Origin of the sequence: Pontibacter vulgaris (assembly GCF_022758145.1) — a bacterium.
GTDB classification, from domain to species: Bacteria; Bacteroidota; Bacteroidia; order Cytophagales; family Hymenobacteraceae; genus Pontibacter; species Pontibacter vulgaris.
This window is the reverse complement of sequence record NZ_JAJVDH010000003.1, coordinates 586,774-607,753: the sequence shown is the minus strand read 5'-3', so window position 1 is coordinate 607,753 and position 20,980 is coordinate 586,774. Positions and strand designations below refer to the sequence as shown.

The window sequence follows — 20,980 nt, the reverse complement described above, 5'->3', positions numbered from 1 at the left end:
TACAATCAAAACGAGATAAAACGAATATAATACCCTATGTCAGAAGAAATGAAACAATGCCCGGAATGTAAGTCGCCTTATGGTTACGCAATGGGTGAAGGACTATATGCTTGCCCTGAGTGCGGACATGAGTGGAATCCGGATGAGGTAAAAGAAGAGGCAGCATTGAAAGTGCTGGATGCAAACGGAAACGAGCTTCAGAATGGAGATTCTGTTATTGTAATTAAGGATTTACCTGTAAAAGGTGCTCCAAAGCCTGTTAAGGCTGGTACAAAAGTTAAAAATATACGACTCACAGACGGAGACCATAACATCGACTGTAAAATTGAAGGTTTTGGCTCGATGGGTCTTAAATCGGAGTTCGTGCGAAAGGCATAGTTAACCGCTGCTGCGCAAGTACATAAAACGTTGGTGGTCATACTTAAAAGTTAAAAGGTCTTTATAATTTCAATCAAATGGATATTCAAAGATCAGAAATCGAGAAAATGGAAATGCTCTTGATTGAAGGCATCAAAAAGAGCGACATCAACTTTTTAGATAAAACCATCCACGATGACCTGTTATGTATGGGCCCGGATGGTCGGACCATTACAAAGGCAATGGATCTGGCGTCCCATAAAGCAGGGGAAATGATAGTGGAAGAATTAACCCCAACCATTGAAGACATTCGCATCATAGGCGATACTGCTGTGTCTACTATCGTGTATGACACCAAAGGCAGCATGTTAGGAAACCCTATCGAAGGAAAATTCAAATACATCCGGGTGTGGAAGATGTTTGACGACGGGCTGAAGGTGATTGCGGCAAGCTGCTTCAAATTAAGTTGAGTGCTTAAAAATATAATCTTCCGACTCATACCCGTATTGTTATCCCATGAAAGAAGAATTCCTGCACTACATTTGGCAGCACCAGTACTTCGACAAGGCCGATCTGGCTACAGTGGAAGGCGAGCCGGTGCAGGTAGTGCGGGTAGGCTTTTATAACACAGATTCGGGCCCCGATTTTAAAGAGGCCAAGCTTAGAATAGGCGAAGTGGAGTGGGCCGGAAGTATAGAAATACACCTGCGGGCATCAGACTGGCAACGCCACGGCCACGAAGCCGACCAGAAGTATGACCAGATAATACTGCATGTCGTTTGGGAAGACGATGCTCCAATAACCAGAACTGACGGCAGCCTGATACCAACGATAGCGCTCAAAGGAAAAATAGACCTGCAACTGCTTAATAAATACAAGCAACTGCAACTGTCGCAACATACTATCCCCTGCGAAAATTACTGGCCGCTTATACCTGAGATTACTAAAACCATGATGCTGGAGCGTGCTCTTGTAGAACGCCTGGAGCAGAAAGGAGAGGAGGTATTGCAGGTATACCAAAGCTACGGCAACGATTGGGAGCAAACTGCTTACCATATACTTTGTAAAGGTTTTGGATTTAAAATTAATCAGGAGGCATTTGAGAGGCTGGCCAAAGCATTGCCTTTATCGGTGGTGCGGAGGCAGCAATCGATGTTTCAGGTGGAGGCGCTTTTGTATGGTATGGCAGGCTTTTTAGAAATACCTGAAGCCAAAGTGTATGTACAACAGCTTGCCAAAGAGTTTTCGTTTCTGCAGCACAAGTATAAATTGGGAGAAAAAGGCTTGCAGCGCCACCACTGGAATTTCCTACGCATGCGGCCGGCTAATTTCCCCACCGTAAGGCTGGCACAGTTAGCAGCCATACTTTTTCAGCCACAGGCTTTTTTCTCAAAGGTGCTAACGGCACAAACTATAAAAGAATATGAAGTGCTGTTTATGGTTCCTGTTTCCGCCTACTGGCAACAGCACTATGATATAGGCAAACCTACCAAAGCTTTGCAGGCAGGTATGGGTAAAAGCAGCGCGCATAACCTTATCATTAATGTGGCGGTTCCGTTACTGGCAGCTTATGCAAACTATACCGGCGAACGGTCTTACCTGGAAAAGGCTATAGAACTATTGGAGAAAGTAAAAGAAGCCAGCAACAAGTATACAAGGCTGTACGAGGAGCTTGGCTGGAGCGCTAAATCTGCTGCCGACAACCAGGCAGCACTTGGGCTTTTCAGGAATTATTGCCAGCCCGTAAATTGCCTGTACTGCAGCATCGGCAACAAGATACTTAAACAAACCCCTACCGCGTGAGTGTGCTTTTATACTTGCTAAATGCGCTGCTGCTGGCAGTACTGGTATGGTGGCTGCAAAGCCAATACCGGTTTACGGAAATAAAACCATACTTCTTCCCGGCGCTGTTGCTGAAGCTAATCTGTGGCTTGCTGCTGGGCTTGCTCTATCACTATTATTACACTGCCGGCGATACCATCACATACTACAAGGCTTCCCTGAAACTTTCAGCTTATGCCGAACATAACTTCGCGGCTTACCTGAGGTTGTTATTTTTTAATGAGTTCGAAAGCGATGCTTTTCGTGCTACCCTTCCGTTTACAAGACACCCCGGTTTTTCAAATTCCTTTTTTATTATAAAATGGCTGAGTGCCCTGAATTTTTTTACCAATAGCTCTTACTGGCTAAATAGCTTATACTTCTCCTTATTCAGTTTCTGGGGCACGGCGAAATTAACAGCGGTTTTAAGTGTACTTTTCCCTGGCACAAAACGAGCAGCTGTGGTGGCCTTTTTGTTTTTTCCTTCGGTCGTGTTCTGGAGTTCGGGTTTATTGAAGGACGCTGTAATGATTGGAAGTATGTGCTGGATAGTTGCTTTTATACTTGAGTTGGCTCAGAATAAGCCGCAAAGTATAGGCAGGTGGCTTCTGGCTTTTTTTATGCTTTATTTATTTGTCCGGATAAAGGTGTTTTTCTCGCTGGCGTTGTTGCTGTTACTTATCGGGTATCTGGTGGTCATGGTTTTGGCAAAGTATAAACCAGCCTTCCTGAAATTGCCTGTGCAGCTACTGGTTATACTTGGTTTTGTAACCGTGCCTGGCTTACTGGCCATGCAGACCATTGGTTTTTATAAGTTTGATTTTGTGGCAAACCAGCTTGTCAGAACCTATACAGGGTTGTTGGCTATATCTAAACATGGCCCTCATCTTACTTATCCTTCCTTAGCTCCAAACCTGCAAAGTATAGTTTTTTATGCTCCGGAGGCATTCTTTAGCAGCATTTTCAGGCCATACTTAGGCGAGTCGTGGCAAGGGTTGTATATTCTGATGGGGCTTGAAAACGTACTGCTGGCAGTGCTGGTAGTAATAGCGGTAATTTCATTGATCAGAAATGGTTTGCAAAATATGAACCTGCTACACCTGGTGCTCTTACTTTTTATACTTGTAGCCGGCACTATGATCGGGCTGAGCACACCAAACTTCGGCACTCTCAGCCGCTACCGTATTATTTTCCTGCCTTTTCTGGTATACCTGTTGCTTCAAAACAGAATAGCGCAAAAACTACTGGCAAAGCTTTAAACAGCGCAACCACCTTTGCTTGTGAACTTTATTTGAGCCTCCTGCGCTCTTTCGGACTTCCATGGCTGAAAGCAATCTGCCGTGGATTTCCTAATCCCCTGTTATCTATGGACAGAGATGTCCGCCTCAGTGTATAGTTTCTGATCTAGGAAATCCGGAACAGCTTTAGATCAGGTTTCATCATCCCAAAACACTCTCATAACCATACTTTAAATCTCAATCACTTATTCGTACCTTTGCACCTTATTTGAAATAAGCTATGCAGAATCCTGTAATTATATTGGGTGCCCAGCAACTGGGTACAGCCGCTTTAGATATTTTCAACAGCAACAGTGTAGTAGTATACTGTTTCCTCGATGACAGCAAAAACCTGCAGCAGCAGGAAATTAACAATGTGTCGGTAATGAGCAGTACCGAAGATGGCGAGTTTCTGAAGCTGATAGGTAAAAAGTGCGATGTGTTTGTGGCTGTAGAAGATTCAGCTGCCCGCAAAGGCCTCATAAACATGCTAAAGGACGAGTATAAAGTGGTTCCGGTAAATGCTATTCATAAATTCAGCTCGGTATCAGAGTATGCATGGCTGGGTCATGGTAACATGGTGGCAGCTGGTGCTATCATCAATAACAATGCTAAGATCGGCGACAACTGCGTTATCCAGTCCAGAGCGTTGGTTGATACAAACGCTGAAATCGCTGATTTTGTACAGATCGGTGCAGGTGCTATCATCAACTCTGAAGTAAAGGTAGAAGAAGGCGCGTTTATAGGCTCGGGTGCGGTTATTGTGTCTGGCGTTAAGATCGGAAAGAATGCACGCGTGGGTGCCGGCTCGGTAGTAGTGGCCGATGTGCCAGCTAAAGCCACTGTCTTCGGAAACCCGGCCGCAGCCATTAAGTAAACTTTTATAGGTATAGTTGCTGTTATTCTGCCGAACTGATAAAAGTCATTTCAGGTCAAAAAAGTAAACTATAGCTTTGTAAACTGATTGTTAATTGATGATTGTCGATTTTTCTTTTCGGCATTACTTCAATTAACAATCAACAACTAATAATCAATTAAAACACTTAGCTGAAACTAAGCCGTTATGAACAAACCATACAGCATACTACTGTACTACTGCTACACCCCGATAGCAGATCCGGAAGTTTTCCGTGAGCAACACCACCTGATGTGCCTTGAGCTGAATCTGCTTGGCCGTATCATCGTTTCAAAAGAAGGTCTTAACGGTACCGTTTCCGGTCTGAAAGAAGACTGTGAAAAGTACATGGAGCTGATGCACGCTGATCCGCGATTCGCTAAGATCGACTTTAAAGTGGATGAGTCGGATGCACATGCCTTCACAAAAATGCACGTGCGTACCAAAGCCGAGATCGTACACTCCGGCCTGCTACACATAGACCCGAATGCCCGTACCGGCAAGCACCTGGAGCCAAAAGAATTCAGGGAAATGAAGGACCGCGACGATGTGGTAGTGCTGGACGTTCGCTCAGATTATGAGTATAATGTTGGTCGTTTCAAGAATGCTGTTACCCTGGATATCGAGAACTTTCGTGAGTTTCCGGAGAAGGTGGCAGAGCTGAAGGAGAAGTATAAAGACAAGAAGATACTAACCTACTGCACTGGCGGTATCAAGTGCGAGAAAGCGAGCGCCTTTTTGCTGGAGCAGGGTTTTGATGATGTATATCAGCTGCATGGCGGTATTATAAAATATGGCAAAGAAGCCGGCGGCGAAGACTTTGAAGGCAAATGCTATGTGTTCGATAACCGCGTGGCTGTGGATGTGAACAGTGTTAACCCGAAAGTGATCTCCACCTGCTATGTATGCGGTACTGAGGATGACCGCATGGTAAACTGTGCTAACCCGGTATGTAACCTGCATGTGGCTATCTGTAAGAAATGCGGCTGGGAACTGGAAGGAGCCTGCTCTACAGAATGCAAAAGCCACCCTGAAAAACGCCCATATGACGGCACCGGCTATTACCAGAAAGAAATGAACGGTTACAACCCATTAAAAGGATTTAACCGCCGCAAAAAATCAGACGTGCAAGTATAAAATATCCCATAAAACAAGAAAAGCGTGTGCCGGCTGGCCACGCTTTTTTTGTTTTATATCGGTTTTATCTCTGAACTATAGTTGCTTCTGCTCCAGCTCTATCAGATCCTGAAGTAGCCCGAGTGTAACTTCTCCCGGTTTTCCAGCGCCAATAACCACATCATCAACCTGAACGATAGGTAAAATGCGTTTGGTAGTACTGGTCAGGAAAGCCTCTTTCGCCTGGTGAACATCCTCCATAGTTACAGCTCTTTCCTCCGTTTTATACTTCTTACCTGCCACCGCAAGTACATTTTTGCGGGTAATGCCCAACAACACATCTTCGGCTGGGGTAACTATTGTGTTATCCTGGGTAACGATGAAAAAATTGCAGCGCGGAAACTCTGTTACTACACCATGCTGCTGGTACAACACATCGCTGGCACCAGAAGCATTTATCTGGTTTATGAGCCTGATGCCCATCGAGTAATTTATAGTTTTGGCCCTTGGTATTTCGCGCACATACTCATGGGTAATGATCTTAATACCATTTTCAATCATTTCCTGGGTTGGCAACAGGAGAGGCTGCTGTATAATAATGAGATTTGGCTCTCCGGGGTCGTAACCGTTTGCCGAATAGCCGCCAGTCAGGATCATTTTAATGCCGGATAGGGGCATCTTGTTTACCTCGATCAGTTGCAGGATAACATCCTGTAAAGCTTCCTTTGTCAGCGGAATTGTTAGCTGCATCAGCCGTGCCGACTCGTAAAAACGGCCCAGGTAATCATCCAGGAAAACAGGTTGGCTTTGCTGTACTTTAAAGTAATCAAAAATACCATAACCGCGCTGAATAGACAGATCGCTGACATGAAGAAAGGCGGTATCCAATGGCTGGATGTTGCCATGAATATAGGCGAAAAGCTTAGGGTTTGATTGCATGATGCTTTTTAAGGATCTTAACGACTTTATCTATCGGAAGGGCTTCCACTTTATGGTTGTCTGCGCCTTCCATGGTTTCTGCTTTAAAAAGAGAATTGATGATTGCTTCTTCTGTGGCCTCTATCGCAGCCATAAACAACGGTGATATTTCGTCGTTGCGGAGATAAGTGCCTGTCTGGGTTTTATCGGATGAAGTATGCGGAACGCGTATGGCAGGGTTAGCAGAAAAAGCAATAACATAATCTCCGCTGCCATTGGAGGCAATTCCGCCAGTTTTACCCAAACCAAGCATGGCGCGCTTAGCCAATCGCTCCAGGTTACGGGCATCCAGCGGAGCATCGGTGGCAACAACTATCATGCACGAACCATCGGCGCTGTCTTTAATTTGCTGGCTCAGGAAATACTGACCTAACTCTTCGCCAACCGGAACGCCATCTATCTGCAATACACCTCCAAAGTTAGTTTGTACCAGCACGCCAATAGTATAGCCTCCAAGTTTTTCTGGGAGGCGGCGCGATGAGGTGCCAATTCCGCCTTGAAAGCCAAAGCAAACCGTACCTGTTCCGGCACCAACATTGCCTTCGGCCACGGCGCCGGTTTTGGCTTGTTTTATACTTTGTGTTACATGCGTTTCGGATATATGCCTGCCTCGTATGTCGTTCAGGTAGCCGTCGTTTGTTTCTCCTATAAGGGCATTTACAGAACGCACTTCCTCGTTGCCGGGCTGTTTTAAAGTATGATCTACAACAGCATTAAGGGCTGTGCCTACACTTAGTGTGTTTGTAAGTATAATGGGAGTTTCGAGGTTGCCCAGTTCCTGTACCTGTGTGCTGCCGGCCAGTTTACCGAAGCCATTACCCACATACACGGCAGCTGGTACTTTATGCTGAAAAAGATTGCCTTCGTGCGGAAGTATGGCTGTAACACCTGTGCGAATATTGTTGCCCTGGATAAGCGTAGTATGGCCCACTTTCACGCCTGGCACATCGGTAATCGCATTATACTTGCCTGTGGGCAGTACACCTATCTTCAGGCCATATTCCCTGGCCCGCCTGCGCTCCTGGCCCCGTACCTGAGAAATCATACTTACCATCAGCAACAATATTAAAAATGACCTCATGTGAATATAGATTACTTATAAAGTAAATGTAACAGAAATTTTAAAGCAAACAAGCAGAGTAAGTTACTTAGCCAAAACGGGATAGAGCAGCCATTTATATTGCTGTTTAACTTAATCACAATAACAGAAGAAAATCAGGCTAACCGTGTATTTGTACCGGAAGCTTCCTACTTTTGCCTCTGTTGCCGTTATGTTTATTTTGAACCCTGCGGCACCTGCAAAGTATAAATCAGGATAGCGTCATACCTGTTTCAAAATTTAACTATAACCATGGCTGCAATACCAGAATCAGAACTGATCATCAATAAAAACGGAACTGTTTATCACCTAAACCTTTTACCAGAGCACATCTCCGACACCATTATTACAGTAGGCGACCCGGACCGTGTGCCCATGGTGAGCAAGTATTTCGATGAGATTGAAATAGAAGTAGCAAAGCGCGAATTTGTAACGCATACAGGCTACTACAAAGGCAAGCGTATTACCGTTATTTCTACAGGTATGGGTACCGATAATATTGATATACTGATGAACGAGCTGGATGCCCTGGTAAACATTGATTTCCAGAGCCGCGAGCCAAACGAGGAGCGAATTTCGCTGAAGATCGTGCGTGTAGGTACTTCGGGTTCGTTGCAGGAATCTATTCCGCTGGGCAGCCATCTGGCTTCGCATTATAGCGTAGGCCTGGACTCGCTGATGGAGTTTTATCCGCTGGAGCAAAATGAGAATGAACAAAGTATAACGAAGGCGCTAAAAGAGCAATTAGGCATTGGCTTTACACCATATTGTGTAAATGGTTCTAAGAGCCTCATCGATAAAATTGCTTTTGATATGGTGCCGGGCAATACACTTACCTGTCCGGGTTTTTACGCGCCACAGGGCCGGGTGCTTCGTGCCGGTTTACGTAACCAGAACCTGCTGCAAACTTACCAGGATTTCAGCGTGTGCGATTTTAAACTGACAAACTTTGAGATGGAAACTGCCGGTTATTATGCTATGGGCCGCTTGCTGGGCCACGAAATGTTGTCGCTGAATGCTATAGTTGCCAACCGGATTACGCAGCAGTTCGCTCCTAATGCCGAAGAAGTAATTGACAGCCTGATCGTAAAAACGCTGGAGAGGATTTAAACTTTATACTTTATAAAACAACACAGCCGGATGAAGCATATTCATCCGGCTGTGTTGTTTTATAGTTATTATTAAGCTTCTTGTTCATCTAAAACGTTCCTGGAAACTTGTCATCCCCCATGTCTCATCAAAGGCGATAATTTCTATAGTAGAACTAATTACAGCTTCTGCAGAAATGCCATGGTGTCTACACCGTCGGCATAATCCCAAACCATCGGGCATTGTGCTTCACCAAATGGTATACTTCCTTCCAGCCAGCCATGCGCTGAAACAATACACTGCGTTTTGTCTTTTACAGCATTTATTTTCTGGCGCAGGTCTGAAAGCGAACTAAACGTATCATAGAACAAAACCGAAATAGGAGATACCATGTTTTCGCTTTGCTGCACCAGCATAAAACCGTTATCGAAGTGTGGCACGCGGTTTACCAGTAGTATCGATTTGTTGTAATCGTAGTTGTTCTGGTATTTGTGGTGCTCCAGTATGGTACTGCGGTGTTGGTTAGCTTCAAAAAACTTGTCAAAAGTATAGCCTGCAGGCACAAATACTTTAGAAACGTTGCGGCAACCAAGGCCATAGTAACGGAAAATATCTTCTCCAAGGGCTGCCAGGTCGTCGGCTTCTTCGTGGCCGGTAAGTATACCTATACTTGTTCTGTTCTTCCGGATAATGTGCGGTCTGTTTCCGAAATAATATTCAAAATAGCGTGCTGTATTATCTGAGCCAGTAGCAATAATTGCTTCGGCATCTTTTAGCATATCTACAAACTCAAACTGGTTAGCAAATGCAGGTTCTATTTCTACCAGCATACTTGCCAGTTTTTTCATCAGCACCTCATCGTCAGAGCTTAGTTTAGCCTTCAGGTAATGCCCGCTCATCAGCACCGATAAAAAATCGTGAAAACCGACCATTGGTATGTTGCCTGCCATAACCACACCTACTTTTTTAGGCGTCACATGTTTCAGGTGATAGGGGTAAATCCACTCACGTAGGTACTGCTCTTCGAGCATGGTGGCAATGCCGCGCAGTGCACAGGAAACATTTTCTTCGTTGAACCAGTTATTTTTAGCAGAGGCCATGCGGGCCCATATCTGGCGCTCATCGGGGGTAAGTTTTTTTAATCTTAGTCCCAGCTCTACGAAAGCTTCAATCCTGTTCTCTAATGTCATGGCAAATAGCTTGTAAAAATATTTGATAGGCAGCCTTAATGTTCCTAATTTTGCGGTTTAGAAAATAAGACATACAAAAGTATAAAAAATATACAGGAGATACGATTATGGCGATAATGATCACTGACGAATGTATTAACTGTGGTGCCTGCGAACCAGAATGCCCTAATACTGCTATATACGAAGGCGGTGCAGAGTGGACATGGGGCGGTGGTACTGCGCTGAAAGAAGTGGAAATTGACGGCGGCGAGGTTATTGCCGGCGATGCGCCACAAACTCCTATTTCAGATGAATATTACTACATCGTTTCAGATAAGTGTACCGAGTGCATGGGTTTCCATGAAGAACCGCAGTGTGCGGCCGTTTGCCCGGTGGATTGCTGCGTAGACGACCCGGACTACCGCGAGACAGAAGAAGAATTGCTTGCTAAGAAAAGCTGGTTGCACCAGGAAGCATAAGTATAAAAAACACCAATTTGAAAACCTGTCTACAAAGGGCAGGTTTTTTTATGCAGTAACCGTTAATTGCCCAGGATTCAAGCTGCCAATGTTGTTCTTTTATGTTATTTAACACTAAAATCATCATTAATCCTGCTGATCCTCTTAATCAAAGGTTCAGAAATTTCCCTAATTTTGCTTACCATAGTTTATAGTTCAAGATGTCGATAGCAAAGAAATATAATCCCAGAGAAGTAGAAGAAAAGTGGTACAGCAGCTGGATGGAGCGTGGCTTCTTCCGCTCTAAGCCAAACCCGAATAAAGAGCCTTACACCATTGTAATTCCGCCGCCAAACGTAACAGGCGTGCTGCACATGGGCCACATGCTTAACAACACGATCCAGGATGTGCTTATTCGTCGTGCGCGTATGCAGGGCAAAGAGGCTTGCTGGGTACCGGGCACCGACCATGCTTCTATTGCGACTGAGGCTAAAGTGGTAGCTATGCTGAAAGAGCGTGGCATCGAGAAAAAAGATATTACCCGCGAGGAGTTCCTGAAATATGCCTGGGAGTGGAAAGAGAAGTATGGCGGCATTATTCTGGAGCAGCTTAAAAAGCTAGGCGCCTCTTGTGACTGGGATCGTACCCGCTTCACGATGGAAGAAGACCTGTCGGCGGCCGTTATCGAAGTATTCGTGGACCTGTACCGCAAAGGCCAGATCTACCGTGGCGTGCGCATGGTAAACTGGGACCCGCAAGGTAAAACTGCCCTTTCTGATGAAGAAGTAATTCCGAAGGAGACAATGGCGAAAATGTACCACCTGAAGTATGAAGTGGTATCAGACAACGCCGAGAAAACATACATTACCGTAGCTACCTCACGCCCTGAAACTATTATGGCCGACGTAGCCGTGGCTGTTAATCCAAACGACGAGCGCTACACGCATTTACATGGCAAGTCTGTTCGCATTCCGTTGCTGGGCAAGATTATCCCGATTATTCTGGATGAATATGTAAGTATAGACTTCGGTACAGGTGCGCTGAAAGTAACACCTGCCCACGATTTGAATGACTACGAACTGGGCCAGAAGCACAACCTGCCGATTATCGACATACTGAACAACGACGGTACGCTGAACGAGAAAGCCCAGTTATACATTGGCCAGGATCGTTTTGCTGCACGCCGAAATATTGTAAAAGATTTGCAGGAAGCTGAGCTTCTTGTGAAAATAGATGAGTACCCAAGCGTACTGCAAACTTCTGAACGAACCGGTGCTGTAATTGAGCCGCGTTTGTCGATGCAGTGGTGGTGCAAAATGGATAAGATGGCAAAGCCGGCCCTGGAGTCTGTAATGGAAGACCAGATACGCCTGCATCCGCCAAAGTTCAAGAACATGTACCGCTCGTGGATGGAGAATATCCGCGACTGGTGTATCTCGCGCCAACTTTGGTGGGGTCAGCAGATTCCGGCGTATTACCTGCCGGATGGTTCTTTTGTAGTGGCAACCACTGCCGAAGAAGCGCTGGAACTTGCCCGCAAGCAAAGCGGAAACGCAGACTTGCAACTAACCGACCTGCACCAGGACGAAGACGTGCTGGATACGTGGTTCTCGTCGTGGTTATGGCCGATTTCTGTTTTCGATGGTTTTAAAGATCCTGATAACAAGGACATCCTATACTATTACCCAACCAACGATCTGGTAACTGCTCCTGAGATTTTGTTCTTCTGGGTGGCGCGTATGATCATGGCTGGTTTCGAGTTCCGTAACGAGATGCCATTTAAGAATGTGTATCTGACAGGTATAGTTCGTGATGCTCAGGGCCGTAAAATGTCTAAATCGCTGGGCAACTCACCTGATCCACTGGATCTGATCGAGCAATATGGCGCTGACGGTGTTCGTGCCGGTATGTTGTTCAGCTCACCGGCTGGTAACGACTTGTTGTTTGACGAGAAACTGGTTGAGCAGGGCCGTAACTTCAGCAACAAGATCTGGAATGCCTTCCGGTTGATAAAAGGATGGGAAGTAGACGAAAACCTGCCATGCCCGAACGAAACAGCTATCAAATGGTTTGAGTCGCGCTTTAACGAAGCCTTTGCCCAGATCGAAGACCATTTCGAGAAGTTCCGTATTTCGGATGCGCTGCTTTCGGTGTATAAACTGGTGTGGGATGATTTCTGCTCGAATTACCTGGAGATGATCAAACCGGCTTACCAGCAGCCAATTGATAAGCAAACACTGGATGCTACGACAGCTTTCCTGGAAAGAGTACTGAAAGTGCTTCATCCATTCATGCCATTCATCACAGAAGAGATCTGGCACGACCTGAAAGAGCGTAAAGATAAAGAGTACCTGATCGTATCTGCATGGCCGAAGAAGGATACGTTTGATAAGAACCTGAACGCCCGTATGGACAGCGTATTGAAAGTTGTGGCTGCCATCCGTAACATCCGTAACTCAAAGAACATACCGCAGACTAAGTCGCTTGACCTGTCTATAAAGGTAATGAACCAGGATGGCTACGAAGCTTTCATGAGCATCATTCGTAAGCTGGCGAACATCAACGAGATCAGTTTTGTGCAGGAAAATGTGGAAGGCGCTATCAGCTTTGTAGAAGCCGGCGACGAGTTCTTTATACCGATGGAAGGTAACATTGACGTAGCTGCCGAGCGTGAGCGCCTGCAGAAGGAACTGGAGTATACCAAAGGCTTCCTGATGTCGGTTAGCAAAAAACTTAGCAACGAACGTTTTGTGAGTGGTGCACCGGAGTCGGTTATTGCCAACGAGCGTAAGAAAATGGCGGATGCCGAAGCCAAGATCAATGCGATTGAGCAGAGTTTAGCTTCGCTCTAAAGTATAGATTAGCTATAAAACAACAGCGGCCGCTTTCTTAGGAGAGCGGCCGCTGTTGTTTTATAGTTGACTTATTAATGTCATTTTGAGTGTTAGCCGAGAAATCTTATACGTCCTATAATTGAAGTCTATACTTCCCCGACCAAGCTATACTTTCATAGTTGTGTCTAATCCTGGGAGCTTTACTTCCTTACCGTCTTATAGTTTTCTTTGGTGCGCTCACGGCCGAGATGCCCGAAGACTGAGATCAATTCGATAGTAACTACTTTTATACTTTAGACTGATAAGCTCTTAGCTTTCCCTGCAATACCATTCCGGAGGGACAGGTTGCGACCTGTCCGCTCAATATCGTAAACTATAGAACAATAATTTCAAACTATAGCAAATTCAGAAATTCCCCCTTTGAAGGGGGGGAAGGGGGATGTTACACACCAACATAAAACTATAAATGTAACTATAAGAAAGGCAGTAAAAACTCCCCTCCTTAAACAAGGAGGGGTAGGGGGCTGGATTACGACAACATAAAACTTATACTTTCAACTCATCCAAGAACCAAAATTACCGGGAGTGTTGGGGTAAATTTATACTTCAGCTATGAAGCTTGTCATATTTTACTCCTTCAATACAGAAGTTAGAACTATACTTACCTCTTCTTCCATCTTAGGAAGAATATCATCAAGGCCTTCTTTTTTGTCGGGATAGTTTACCTGTATTTGGCGGGTGCCTATCCTATACTCCAATAGTCCCTGCTCGGCTTCAGTCATATAGTATAAGTGTTCTGAATCTGCAGCAGTGGAAACCGCATAGGTACGGAACAAGAATTTATTCTGGATGCGGTGTTGGGTAGGAGCTCTTTCCAGGTAGCGTTGCGTAACCGTAGTATCCAGGGCTATACTTGTTTCTATCTGATAAATGGCTTTAATGTTGCCTTCCTGAAACTGCCATTTCTGTATTTTATGCTTGCCCTGTGAGCTGCTGCTATACTTGCTGTTTGTTAAATCTATAGTTGCTATCACGCCAAACAACTGCAAATCGTGCACAAGAGTTTGCACCGAAGGTGATGCAGAGGTATTGTCGCTGATAAAAACAGAGGAGCTGTTTAGCAGCTTCAGATCTTTTTCAAGATCCTGCTTTAACAATAAATTACCAACCTGTACGGGCAGAATTGGAAATAGAAAGGGAAGTATAAACTTGAGCAATAGCATATGTATATGTTTATAGTTTATACTTCCTTTCTCAAATTTCGTGCTGTTATTTCAGTTCGAAAACTACTTTTACCTGCGCAGAAACAGCTATAGTTTGGGGGTACCTGATAAGCTGTTCAGAGCTATAATTAGTTTCGATCCGCTCAGCAAGTGAATAAGACTGATTATAGTTCCTGAAAACCGGGTCTGTATCTTCAGTGTCGGCTACCTTTATGATGCGTTTAATTTTCCGGTCAGCTGCTTTGGCCATCACCTGAGCTTTAGAGCGGGCAACTTCTATGGCCTTTTCCATTACTTCTGTATTTCGCTTTTCCAATTCGCTCGACGTAAAGTTGCTGTAAAAATCAGTAAACCCATCATTTATCAATCGGGTCTGAAGCTCAGAGAACTTGGCCATATCGGTTAGGACAAATACCACTGACTGATTACCAGAAAAGTAACTTACTCTTTTCCTGTTGTTGTAATCCTGTCGTTTGTTCACTGATAAAAGAGAATACTTTATATCGGAAGCCGGAATTGCAAGCGCCTGTAATAGCTTTACCAACTTATCTTCTTTTACTTTATGTAACTGGTATACTTTATCTACGCTCGTGGAATCTATAGTTTGTAGGGTAACAGAAAATTTTACCTGATCGGCAGGCACATCTATAGTTGCATGGCCAATTACTACAATGTGGTTTTCAGGTGTAACAGTTTGGGCTTTAGCAATAAAGCAGAGCAACAGCAGAATAAACGTAAGTTTAATTTTCATGTATGGCTAAAAGTTAAGGTTGGTTTGGTTATAGTTTGGAGCTGTCTACCACCGTCCAGTTTATAGTTCCGTTGTTTACAGTATACTTCAGCAGCAGGTAACCGCCGTTGTGGCCATCTTCATAATAGGCAAGTGCATAACGGTCGTTCAGGATACGGCTGTCTCGTATGGTCATGGTGCCACCCATGGTGCCTTTTTCGGGTATTAGCTGGTTCTGTTTGCGGTTCAGGTCGTTCATCAGGTCCGATTCCGGGTTTTTCAGGCCTTTACGCTGTAGTTTCTGTATGTCGCTTTCGCTCAGGCTGCCCAATTCATCTACAAAGGCTGCACCGCCCGGAGGCACCATTTCCATTGTATCAGGTGGCATTACCATTTCTTCCAGCGAGTCTACTGTTTCATCTTTTTGCTCCAGTTTTTCATCAATCTTCTCTACTTGCTTATCGGCAATGGCTTGTCTGCTTTCGGCTTCGTTTTTCTGCCAGTAAAAATACACCGCCATAAACAGGAAAATGGCCGCTAAGAGCCAGGGTAATATGCTTCTCATAGTTTTGCTTAAGTTGAGTTATACTTGCCGTTATACTTATAACAGCCTTAGTTTATACTTTTAATATTACCAAAAAGATATGTTTTACGCTACTATAAATCGGTAGGATTTACCTGGGAATGCTCTCACTCGTGTCCTGAGAGCGAAAGCTGGAATATGTATAAAACTATAGCCAAAAAGAAAGCCTGCCACATTTCTGCAGCAGGCTTTTATACTTGACTGATATTATACTTTAGATTGTTGTATTGATATCGAAGTTTTCCAGGTAATCTGCTACGCGGCGCACGAACATGCCACCCAATGAACCATCTACAACGCGGTGGTCGTAAGAGTGCGACAGGAACATGAAGTGGCGGATACCGATCAAATCGCCCTCAGGAGTTTCGATAACTGCAGGCTTTTTCTTAATAGCGCCAACAGCCATAATAGCAACCTGCGGCTGCATGATAATAGGCGTACCCATTACGTTACCGAAAGAACCTACGTTAGAAACAGTATATGTACCGCCAGCCAGATCGTCCGGGGTCAGTTTGTTCATACGGCCACGGTTTGCCAGGTCGTTCACTTTCTTGGTCAGGCCATTTAGGTTCAGTTGGTCCGCATTCTTAATGTTCGGCACGATCAGGTTTCCACTTGGTAAAGCTACTGCCATACCAATGTTTATGTCTTTGTGACGGATAATGGTACCACCATCTACCGAAACATTGATCATCGGGAAATCTTTGATCGCCTTGGCAATCGCATCAATGAAGATAGGAGTGAAGGTCAAATTCTCGCCTTCGCGCTTCTTATAAACATCTTTCCACTTGTTTCTCCAGTTCACCAGATTTGTAACATCCGCTTCTACAAAAGAGGTAACGTGTGGCGAAATGCGCTTGCTGTCAACCATTCGGTCGGCAATCATTTTGCGCATACGGTCCATCTCGATGATCTCGACGTTACCGCCAAAAGATGCAGCCGGTTTTACGGCAGGTGTTGGAGCTGCCTGTGGTTGTGCAACAGGAGCTGCCTGAGGTGCTACCGCAGCAGGAGCCTGAGGAGCAGCAGCTTGCTGAGGCGCGTTTCCACGGTTCTCAACATAAGCCAATATATCTTTTTTCGTAACACGACCCTCGCTGCCTGTGCCTGGTACAAACTCCAGTTCCTGCATCGAAATACCTTCTTCGCGGGCAATGTTAAGTACTAATGGTGAATAGAAACGGCCAGAAGCTGGCTGGTCGAGCTTGGCTGCAGGAGCAGCGCTTACTGCTTGTTCGGCTTGCTGAGGTGCAGCCTGTGGCTGAGCGGCAGGAGCTTCGGTGGCAGTTGGCGTGGCAGTTTCTTCGCCATTCGTGCTGATAATGGCAATAGTAGCGCCTACGGCTACAACATCACCTTCTTTCACCAATATCTCCTTTAGCACACCGCCTTGTATGGCAGGTACTTCAGTATCCACTTTATCTGTAGCCACTTCCAGCACCGATTCGTCCTGCTCAATGGTATCACCCACATTTTTGAGCCATTTCAGAATGGTACCTTCCATGATACTCTCGCCCATCTTGGGCATAACCATTTCTACAAGTGCCATATTTTGTTGTTGATTTCTATGATATTAGATATTAGAAGTTAGATTCTAGACCGAATCAGAAACTCAGTATTACATTACTTATCCAAGAGTCTATTATCTAACATCTATATACTAGATGTCTAATTTGAAACAAAGTTAATGATTTTGGCCTATTCCTCAACGGTTCTGGTTAAACTTTGGCGGATGAGGTTTAAGACAGCCAATGCGGTGTATTCGATGTTGAGTAACCTGTCTTTATTAAAGTTCAAAAGCTTGGCTACGGTTTTTTCTTTATCTGCATACGCTATCCAGATGGTGCCAACAGGTTTTTCGGGCGTGCCACCATCGGGGCCGGCAATGCCACTGGTAGCAACCCCTATACTTGTCTTAAATTTTAAACGAATGTTCTCTGCCATTTCACGCACAGTGGCTTCACTTACGGCGCCATGCTGCTGCAGGGTTTCAGGTTTTACATTCAGCTCCCGGATTTTTACTTCGTTGTGATAGGCAATTATACTTCCCTGGTAATACGCCGAGCTGCCACTAATACTTGTTATCTTATGCGCCAGGTAACCTCCTGTGCAACTTTCGGCGGTAGCTATAGTTAGTCCTTTTGCTTTCAGCAATTCGCCAACGGCAGCCTCCAGCAACACCTCGCCATAGGCAAAAATATAATTTGGTATGATGTGTGAAAGTTTTTCGACCTGCTCCTGAATTTGCTGCTCAAGTATAGCCACATCATCTCCCTGGCCCGTAAGGCGCAGGCGAACACCGCCCAGGTGCGGCAGGTAAGCCAATTTTATGTGTGCAGGCAGCTTATTTTCCCAGTCCTCTATTTTAGCAGCAAGTATAGATTCGGCAATGCCCGTGGTCTGGATAACTTTATGGATGATCTCCGGTGTTTTGAAATGCGCTTTGAGTTTGGGAAGTATAATATCTGTCATCATGCGCTTCATTTCGAAAGGCACGCCTGGCATCGAAATGTATACTTTGCCCTCCTGTTCAAACCACATACCTGGTGCTGTGCCCAGTACATTACGGATTGGGGTGCAGTTTGCTGGTAAAAATGCCTGTTGCCTGTTTAGTTCTGTTACCTCTCGTCCGCGTGCTTTAAAAATTTCTGCAATATCCGCCAGCGATGGCTCGTGTAGTTTTAGCTCCGTATGGAAATAAGCAGTGAGCACATCTTTGGTCAGGTCGTCTTTAGTTGGTCCTAAACCGCCGGTAATAAGTATAATATCAGCACGTTTTTTTGCTTCGTTCAGTGCGGCTACAATATGCCCGGCATTGTCTGATATGGATGTTATTTGATTTACCCGGATACCTATCTTAGTAAGCTCAGTGCCCATCCAGGCGGAGTTGGTATCTACTATCTGGCCGAACAATATTTCGTCGCCGATGGTAATGATTTCTGCGTTTACCGCTTTCATGTATATTTTGGTCTGATTTGTGCGTAGGTTTGTTAAACTGTATCAAGTTAAAGATGTTCTGAAATATGAAAAAACTAGTTTACACTTCTTTTTTGGCTTTGGCTTTAAGTGCCAGTGCCTGCACTGTGGCTGATGTGCAACGCTCCGTAGACGATGTGCTTGCCGGCACTGCTACCGGAGTACCCGTAACGCAGAGTGAAGTAGCCGCCGGCCTGCGGCAGGCACTGGAGGTAGGTATAAAAAGTGGTGCGGGCAAAGCATCTCAAACAGATGGTTATTATAGAAATTCCCTTATTCGCATTCCTTTTCCGCAGGATGTGCAGCGCGTGGAAACTACACTGAGGAAAGTAGGTTTAGGCAATGAAGTTGATAAATTTATACTTACGCTTAACCGTGGGGCTGAAGACGCAGCCAAAAGTGCTGTGCCTATTTTTATAAGTGCCATCAAGCAAATGACAATACAGGATGCCTGGGGAATTCTGAAAGGCGATAAGGATGCCGCCACACAGTACCTGAAGCGCACTACATCGAGCCAGCTGCGCAACGCTTTTATGCCTGTGGTGCAGCAGTCGCTTGATAAGACCAATGCTACAAAATATTACACCGAGCTTGTAAACCAGTATAACCGCATTCCGTTGGTGCAGAAAGCAAACCCCGATCTGAAAGAGTATGCGACCCAAAAGGCTATTGATGGTTTGTTCTTACTTGTGGCGCAGGAAGAAGCCAACATCCGTGAGAACCCGATTGCCCGAACTACAGAGTTGCTTCGCCGCGTTTTCACGAGAGAGAATCAGTCGTAGACCCTCAGTTTTTATACTTTAAGCTTAGCCCGCTATACTTTAAAAGTATAGCGGGCTTTTTTGTGAAAACATTACAGGCTAAAAGAAAGTAAAATACAGCACTGTTTAAAACCCTGCAAATTAGCTTGTTGCGCGCCTAAAACTATGGAAAACAAACAATTAAAATACCGCCCCATCACCAAAGAAAAAGACCTGGATGTGCTGATTGAGGAGATTGGGAGTGCCCGTGTTGTGATGTTGGGAGAAGCCTCGCATGGTACATCAGAATATTATTCCTGGCGCACTGCCATTTCAAAAAGATTGATACAGGAAAAGGGCTTTAATTTTATAGCAGTTGAAGGCGACTGGCCGGAGTGTTATGCAGTTAACCGTTTCATAAAAGGATACCAGAACTCGGGTAGTAAGATTGCCGATGTGTTGCAGGTTTACCGCCGCTGGCCAACCTGGATGTGGGCAAACTGGGAGGTAGCAGCCCTGATAGAATGGATGCGGGAGTATAATAATCTGCGGCAGGTACAGGAAAAAGCCGGTTTTTATGGTTTAGATGTTTATAGTTTGTGGGAGTCGCTGGAGCAGATCGTACGTTTTCTGGATAAGAACGATGGGCAGGCGGCAGAAGCAGCCCGTAATGCCATTAACTGTTTCGAGCCGTTTAACCGCGATCCACAGGTTTACGCCCAGGCAACTGCTTTTGTGCCCACAGATTGTGAGCATGAAGTGATCGAGATGCTGCAGCGCATACAACGCCAGCCAAAGTATACAGACGATGCAGAGTATGATTTCAATACCAAACAGAATGCGCTGGTAGCTGTAAACGCAGAAAAGTATTATCGTGCTATGGTTAGGGGAGGGGCCAGCTCCTGGAATGTGCGCGACAGGCACATGATGGAAACCCTGGACCGCCTGCTGGAGCTTCATGGGCCCGATTCAAAAGCAATTATCTGGGAACATAACACCCACATTGGCGATGCCAGCGCCACCGATATGGCAAACGATGGCATGGTAAACATTGGCCAGCTGGCCCGCGAAAAGTATGGAATTCACCAGGTGAAGCTGGTTGGTTTCGGCTCTTACCAGGGCAGTGTGATCGCAGGTAAATCGTGGGGCGCCCCGATGCAGAAAATGGACGTGCCGCCTGCAAAACCTGGTAGCTGGGAAGCTATGTTGCACCAGCTCAGCACCGATGATAAGATCATACTTAGCAAAGACCTGCAGGAGATTCCTGAACTGCAAAAGCACATCGGACACCGTGCCATTGGTGTTGTATACGACCCCAAGTATGAGCAATTTGGCAACTATGTACCTACTATTATACCGGCCCGCTACGATGCTTTCATTTATTTTGATGAAACAGAAGCCGTACACCCGTTGCACATGAAACCGCGCGGAACCGAAGAACCCGAACTGTACCCGTGGAATTATTAATAAGGTAATGTATAACTATAATTACTAAAGCCCCTGAGCAAAACTTTTATGTTTTGTGCAGGGACTTTATTATGGGAAAAAGTAATGCCAGTTAGTAAGTTAAATAAGCAAAATACCAAGTATAAAAACACGGCTGGCTGAGGACTTTATTGTTTAAGTTTGAAATAA

At 45.2% G+C, this 20,980-nt stretch carries 19 protein-coding genes; 11 read left to right on the top strand and 8 right to left on the bottom strand.

The annotated features are described in order from the left end of the window. The first annotated feature begins 36 nt into the window (after positions 1-36). The 6 genes from LWP20_RS07895 to trhO all read left to right on the top strand — a co-directional run bounded on the left by LWP20_RS07895 (position 37) and on the right by trhO (position 5,487). Entirely contained in the window at positions 37-378 is a 342-nt protein-coding gene (locus tag LWP20_RS07895; protein WP_242927582.1) for a zinc ribbon domain-containing protein YjdM, read from the top strand. A 77-nt stretch (positions 379-455) separates the two neighbouring features. Next, positions 456-827, top strand: a complete 372-nt coding sequence (locus LWP20_RS07890) for a nuclear transport factor 2 family protein (protein ID WP_242927581.1) — start codon at positions 456-458, stop codon at positions 825-827. A gap of 46 nt (positions 828-873) precedes the next feature. Then, positions 874-2,160, top strand: a complete 1,287-nt coding sequence (locus LWP20_RS07885; RefSeq protein WP_242927580.1) for a DUF2851 family protein — start codon at positions 874-876, stop codon at positions 2,158-2,160. Continuing rightward, the gene (locus tag LWP20_RS07880) at positions 2,157-3,437 is read left to right on the top strand and encodes a hypothetical protein (RefSeq protein ID WP_242927579.1); all 1,281 of its coding nucleotides are present in this window, start codon (positions 2,157-2,159) and stop codon (positions 3,435-3,437) included. Before LWP20_RS07885 ends, LWP20_RS07880 begins: the two co-directional genes overlap by 4 nt. A 259-nt stretch (positions 3,438-3,696) precedes the next feature. Next, positions 3,697-4,332: an acetyltransferase gene (locus LWP20_RS07875; RefSeq protein ID WP_242927578.1), complete on the top strand. Its 636-nt coding sequence runs from the start codon at positions 3,697-3,699 to the stop codon at positions 4,330-4,332. Positions 4,333-4,518: 186 nt separating this feature from the next. Beyond that, positions 4,519-5,487, top strand: a complete 969-nt coding sequence (gene trhO, locus LWP20_RS07870; protein WP_242927577.1) for an oxygen-dependent tRNA uridine(34) hydroxylase TrhO — start codon at positions 4,519-4,521, stop codon at positions 5,485-5,487. A 75-nt stretch (positions 5,488-5,562) separates the two neighbouring features. Here the strand turns inward: trhO and LWP20_RS07865 are convergent, their stop codons facing one another. Further along, positions 5,563-6,405, bottom strand: a complete 843-nt coding sequence (locus tag LWP20_RS07865) for an aminotransferase class IV (protein WP_242927576.1) — start codon at positions 6,403-6,405, stop codon at positions 5,563-5,565. After that, positions 6,389-7,525 (bottom strand): DmpA family aminopeptidase, encoded by a 1,137-nt coding sequence (locus LWP20_RS07860; RefSeq protein ID WP_242927575.1) that lies wholly within the window; start codon positions 7,523-7,525, stop codon positions 6,389-6,391. The genes LWP20_RS07865 and LWP20_RS07860 overlap by 17 nt, the downstream gene beginning before the upstream one ends. Before the next feature lie 270 nt (positions 7,526-7,795). Here LWP20_RS07860 and LWP20_RS07855 point away from each other — a divergent pair, with 270 nt between their 5' ends. Then, a complete protein-coding gene (locus tag LWP20_RS07855) occupies positions 7,796-8,653 on the top strand; it encodes a nucleoside phosphorylase (protein WP_242927574.1) in 858 nt (285 codons plus the stop codon). A gap of 158 nt (positions 8,654-8,811) precedes the next feature. Here LWP20_RS07855 and LWP20_RS07850 read toward each other — a convergent pair whose 3' ends face one another. Beyond that, a complete protein-coding gene (locus LWP20_RS07850) occupies positions 8,812-9,822 on the bottom strand; it encodes an aldehyde dehydrogenase family protein (protein WP_242927573.1) in 1,011 nt (336 codons plus the stop codon). A gap of 107 nt (positions 9,823-9,929) precedes the next feature. On the opposite strand from LWP20_RS07850, the gene LWP20_RS07845 reads away from it, so the two are divergent. Both LWP20_RS07845 and LWP20_RS07840 read left to right on the top strand, forming a co-directional pair. After that, on the top strand, positions 9,930-10,280 hold the full coding sequence (locus LWP20_RS07845) for a 4Fe-4S dicluster domain-containing protein (RefSeq protein ID WP_242927572.1): 351 nt from the start codon (positions 9,930-9,932) through the stop codon (positions 10,278-10,280). Positions 10,281-10,480: 200 nt separating this feature from the next. Continuing rightward, positions 10,481-13,111: a valine--tRNA ligase gene (locus LWP20_RS07840; RefSeq protein ID WP_242927571.1), complete on the top strand. Its 2,631-nt coding sequence runs from the start codon at positions 10,481-10,483 to the stop codon at positions 13,109-13,111. Positions 13,112-13,722: 611 nt separating this feature from the next. On the opposite strand, the gene LWP20_RS07835 is transcribed toward LWP20_RS07840, so the two are convergent. The 5 genes from LWP20_RS07835 to LWP20_RS07815 form a co-directional block, all read right to left on the bottom strand. Then, on the bottom strand, positions 13,723-14,316 hold the full coding sequence (locus LWP20_RS07835; protein ID WP_242927570.1) for a hypothetical protein: 594 nt from the start codon (positions 14,314-14,316) through the stop codon (positions 13,723-13,725). Between the two features lie 46 nt (positions 14,317-14,362). Further along, positions 14,363-15,067 (bottom strand): SIMPL domain-containing protein, encoded by a 705-nt coding sequence (locus LWP20_RS07830; protein ID WP_242927569.1) that lies wholly within the window; start codon positions 15,065-15,067, stop codon positions 14,363-14,365. A 28-nt stretch (positions 15,068-15,095) separates the two neighbouring features. After that, on the bottom strand, positions 15,096-15,611 hold the full coding sequence (locus LWP20_RS07825; RefSeq protein ID WP_242927568.1) for a hypothetical protein: 516 nt from the start codon (positions 15,609-15,611) through the stop codon (positions 15,096-15,098). A 232-nt stretch (positions 15,612-15,843) separates the two neighbouring features. Next, positions 15,844-17,178 (bottom strand): dihydrolipoamide acetyltransferase family protein, encoded by a 1,335-nt coding sequence (locus LWP20_RS07820; RefSeq protein ID WP_242927567.1) that lies wholly within the window; start codon positions 17,176-17,178, stop codon positions 15,844-15,846. Positions 17,179-17,327: 149 nt separating this feature from the next. Then, positions 17,328-18,587 carry a competence/damage-inducible protein A gene (locus LWP20_RS07815; protein WP_242927566.1) on the bottom strand — a complete coding sequence of 420 codons (1,260 nt, stop codon included), beginning with the start codon at positions 18,585-18,587 and terminating at the stop codon, positions 17,328-17,330. A gap of 65 nt (positions 18,588-18,652) precedes the next feature. Here LWP20_RS07815 and LWP20_RS07810 point away from each other — a divergent pair, with 65 nt between their 5' ends. Further along, on the top strand, positions 18,653-19,387 hold the full coding sequence (locus LWP20_RS07810; protein ID WP_242927565.1) for a DUF4197 domain-containing protein: 735 nt from the start codon (positions 18,653-18,655) through the stop codon (positions 19,385-19,387). Positions 19,388-19,531: 144 nt separating this feature from the next. Continuing rightward, positions 19,532-20,812, top strand: coding sequence for an erythromycin esterase family protein (locus tag LWP20_RS07805; protein WP_242927564.1), 1,281 nt, complete (start codon positions 19,532-19,534; stop codon positions 20,810-20,812). Positions 20,813-20,980: the final 168 nt, after the last annotated feature.

Bases quoted from the DNA above. Each gene is read 5' to 3' on its own strand.
- LWP20_RS07895 (WP_242927582.1), top strand. From the start codon at position 37: ATGTCAGAAGAAATGAAACAATGCCCGGAATGTAAGTCGCCTTATGGT.
- LWP20_RS07890 (WP_242927581.1), top strand. From the start codon at position 456: ATGGATATTCAAAGATCAGAAATCGAGAAAATGGAAATGCTCTTGATT.
- LWP20_RS07885 (WP_242927580.1), top strand. From the start codon at position 874: ATGAAAGAAGAATTCCTGCACTACATTTGGCAGCACCAGTACTTCGAC.
- LWP20_RS07875 (WP_242927578.1), top strand. From the start codon at position 3,697: ATGCAGAATCCTGTAATTATATTGGGTGCCCAGCAACTGGGTACAGCC.
- trhO (WP_242927577.1), top strand. From the start codon at position 4,519: ATGAACAAACCATACAGCATACTACTGTACTACTGCTACACCCCGATA.
- LWP20_RS07865 (WP_242927576.1), bottom strand. From the start codon at position 6,405: ATGCAATCAAACCCTAAGCTTTTCGCCTATATTCATGGCAACATCCAG.
- LWP20_RS07860 (WP_242927575.1), bottom strand. From the start codon at position 7,525: ATGAGGTCATTTTTAATATTGTTGCTGATGGTAAGTATGATTTCTCAG.
- LWP20_RS07855 (WP_242927574.1), top strand. From the start codon at position 7,796: ATGGCTGCAATACCAGAATCAGAACTGATCATCAATAAAAACGGAACT.
- LWP20_RS07850 (WP_242927573.1), bottom strand. From the start codon at position 9,822: ATGACATTAGAGAACAGGATTGAAGCTTTCGTAGAGCTGGGACTAAGA.
- LWP20_RS07845 (WP_242927572.1), top strand. From the start codon at position 9,930: ATGGCGATAATGATCACTGACGAATGTATTAACTGTGGTGCCTGCGAA.
- LWP20_RS07840 (WP_242927571.1), top strand. From the start codon at position 10,481: ATGTCGATAGCAAAGAAATATAATCCCAGAGAAGTAGAAGAAAAGTGG.
- LWP20_RS07835 (WP_242927570.1), bottom strand. From the start codon at position 14,316: ATGCTATTGCTCAAGTTTATACTTCCCTTTCTATTTCCAATTCTGCCC.
- LWP20_RS07830 (WP_242927569.1), bottom strand. From the start codon at position 15,067: ATGAAAATTAAACTTACGTTTATTCTGCTGTTGCTCTGCTTTATTGCT.
- LWP20_RS07825 (WP_242927568.1), bottom strand. From the start codon at position 15,611: ATGAGAAGCATATTACCCTGGCTCTTAGCGGCCATTTTCCTGTTTATG.
- LWP20_RS07820 (WP_242927567.1), bottom strand. From the start codon at position 17,178: ATGGCACTTGTAGAAATGGTTATGCCCAAGATGGGCGAGAGTATCATG.
- LWP20_RS07815 (WP_242927566.1), bottom strand. From the start codon at position 18,587: ATGAAAGCGGTAAACGCAGAAATCATTACCATCGGCGACGAAATATTG.
- LWP20_RS07810 (WP_242927565.1), top strand. From the start codon at position 18,653: ATGAAAAAACTAGTTTACACTTCTTTTTTGGCTTTGGCTTTAAGTGCC.
- LWP20_RS07805 (WP_242927564.1), top strand. From the start codon at position 19,532: ATGGAAAACAAACAATTAAAATACCGCCCCATCACCAAAGAAAAAGAC.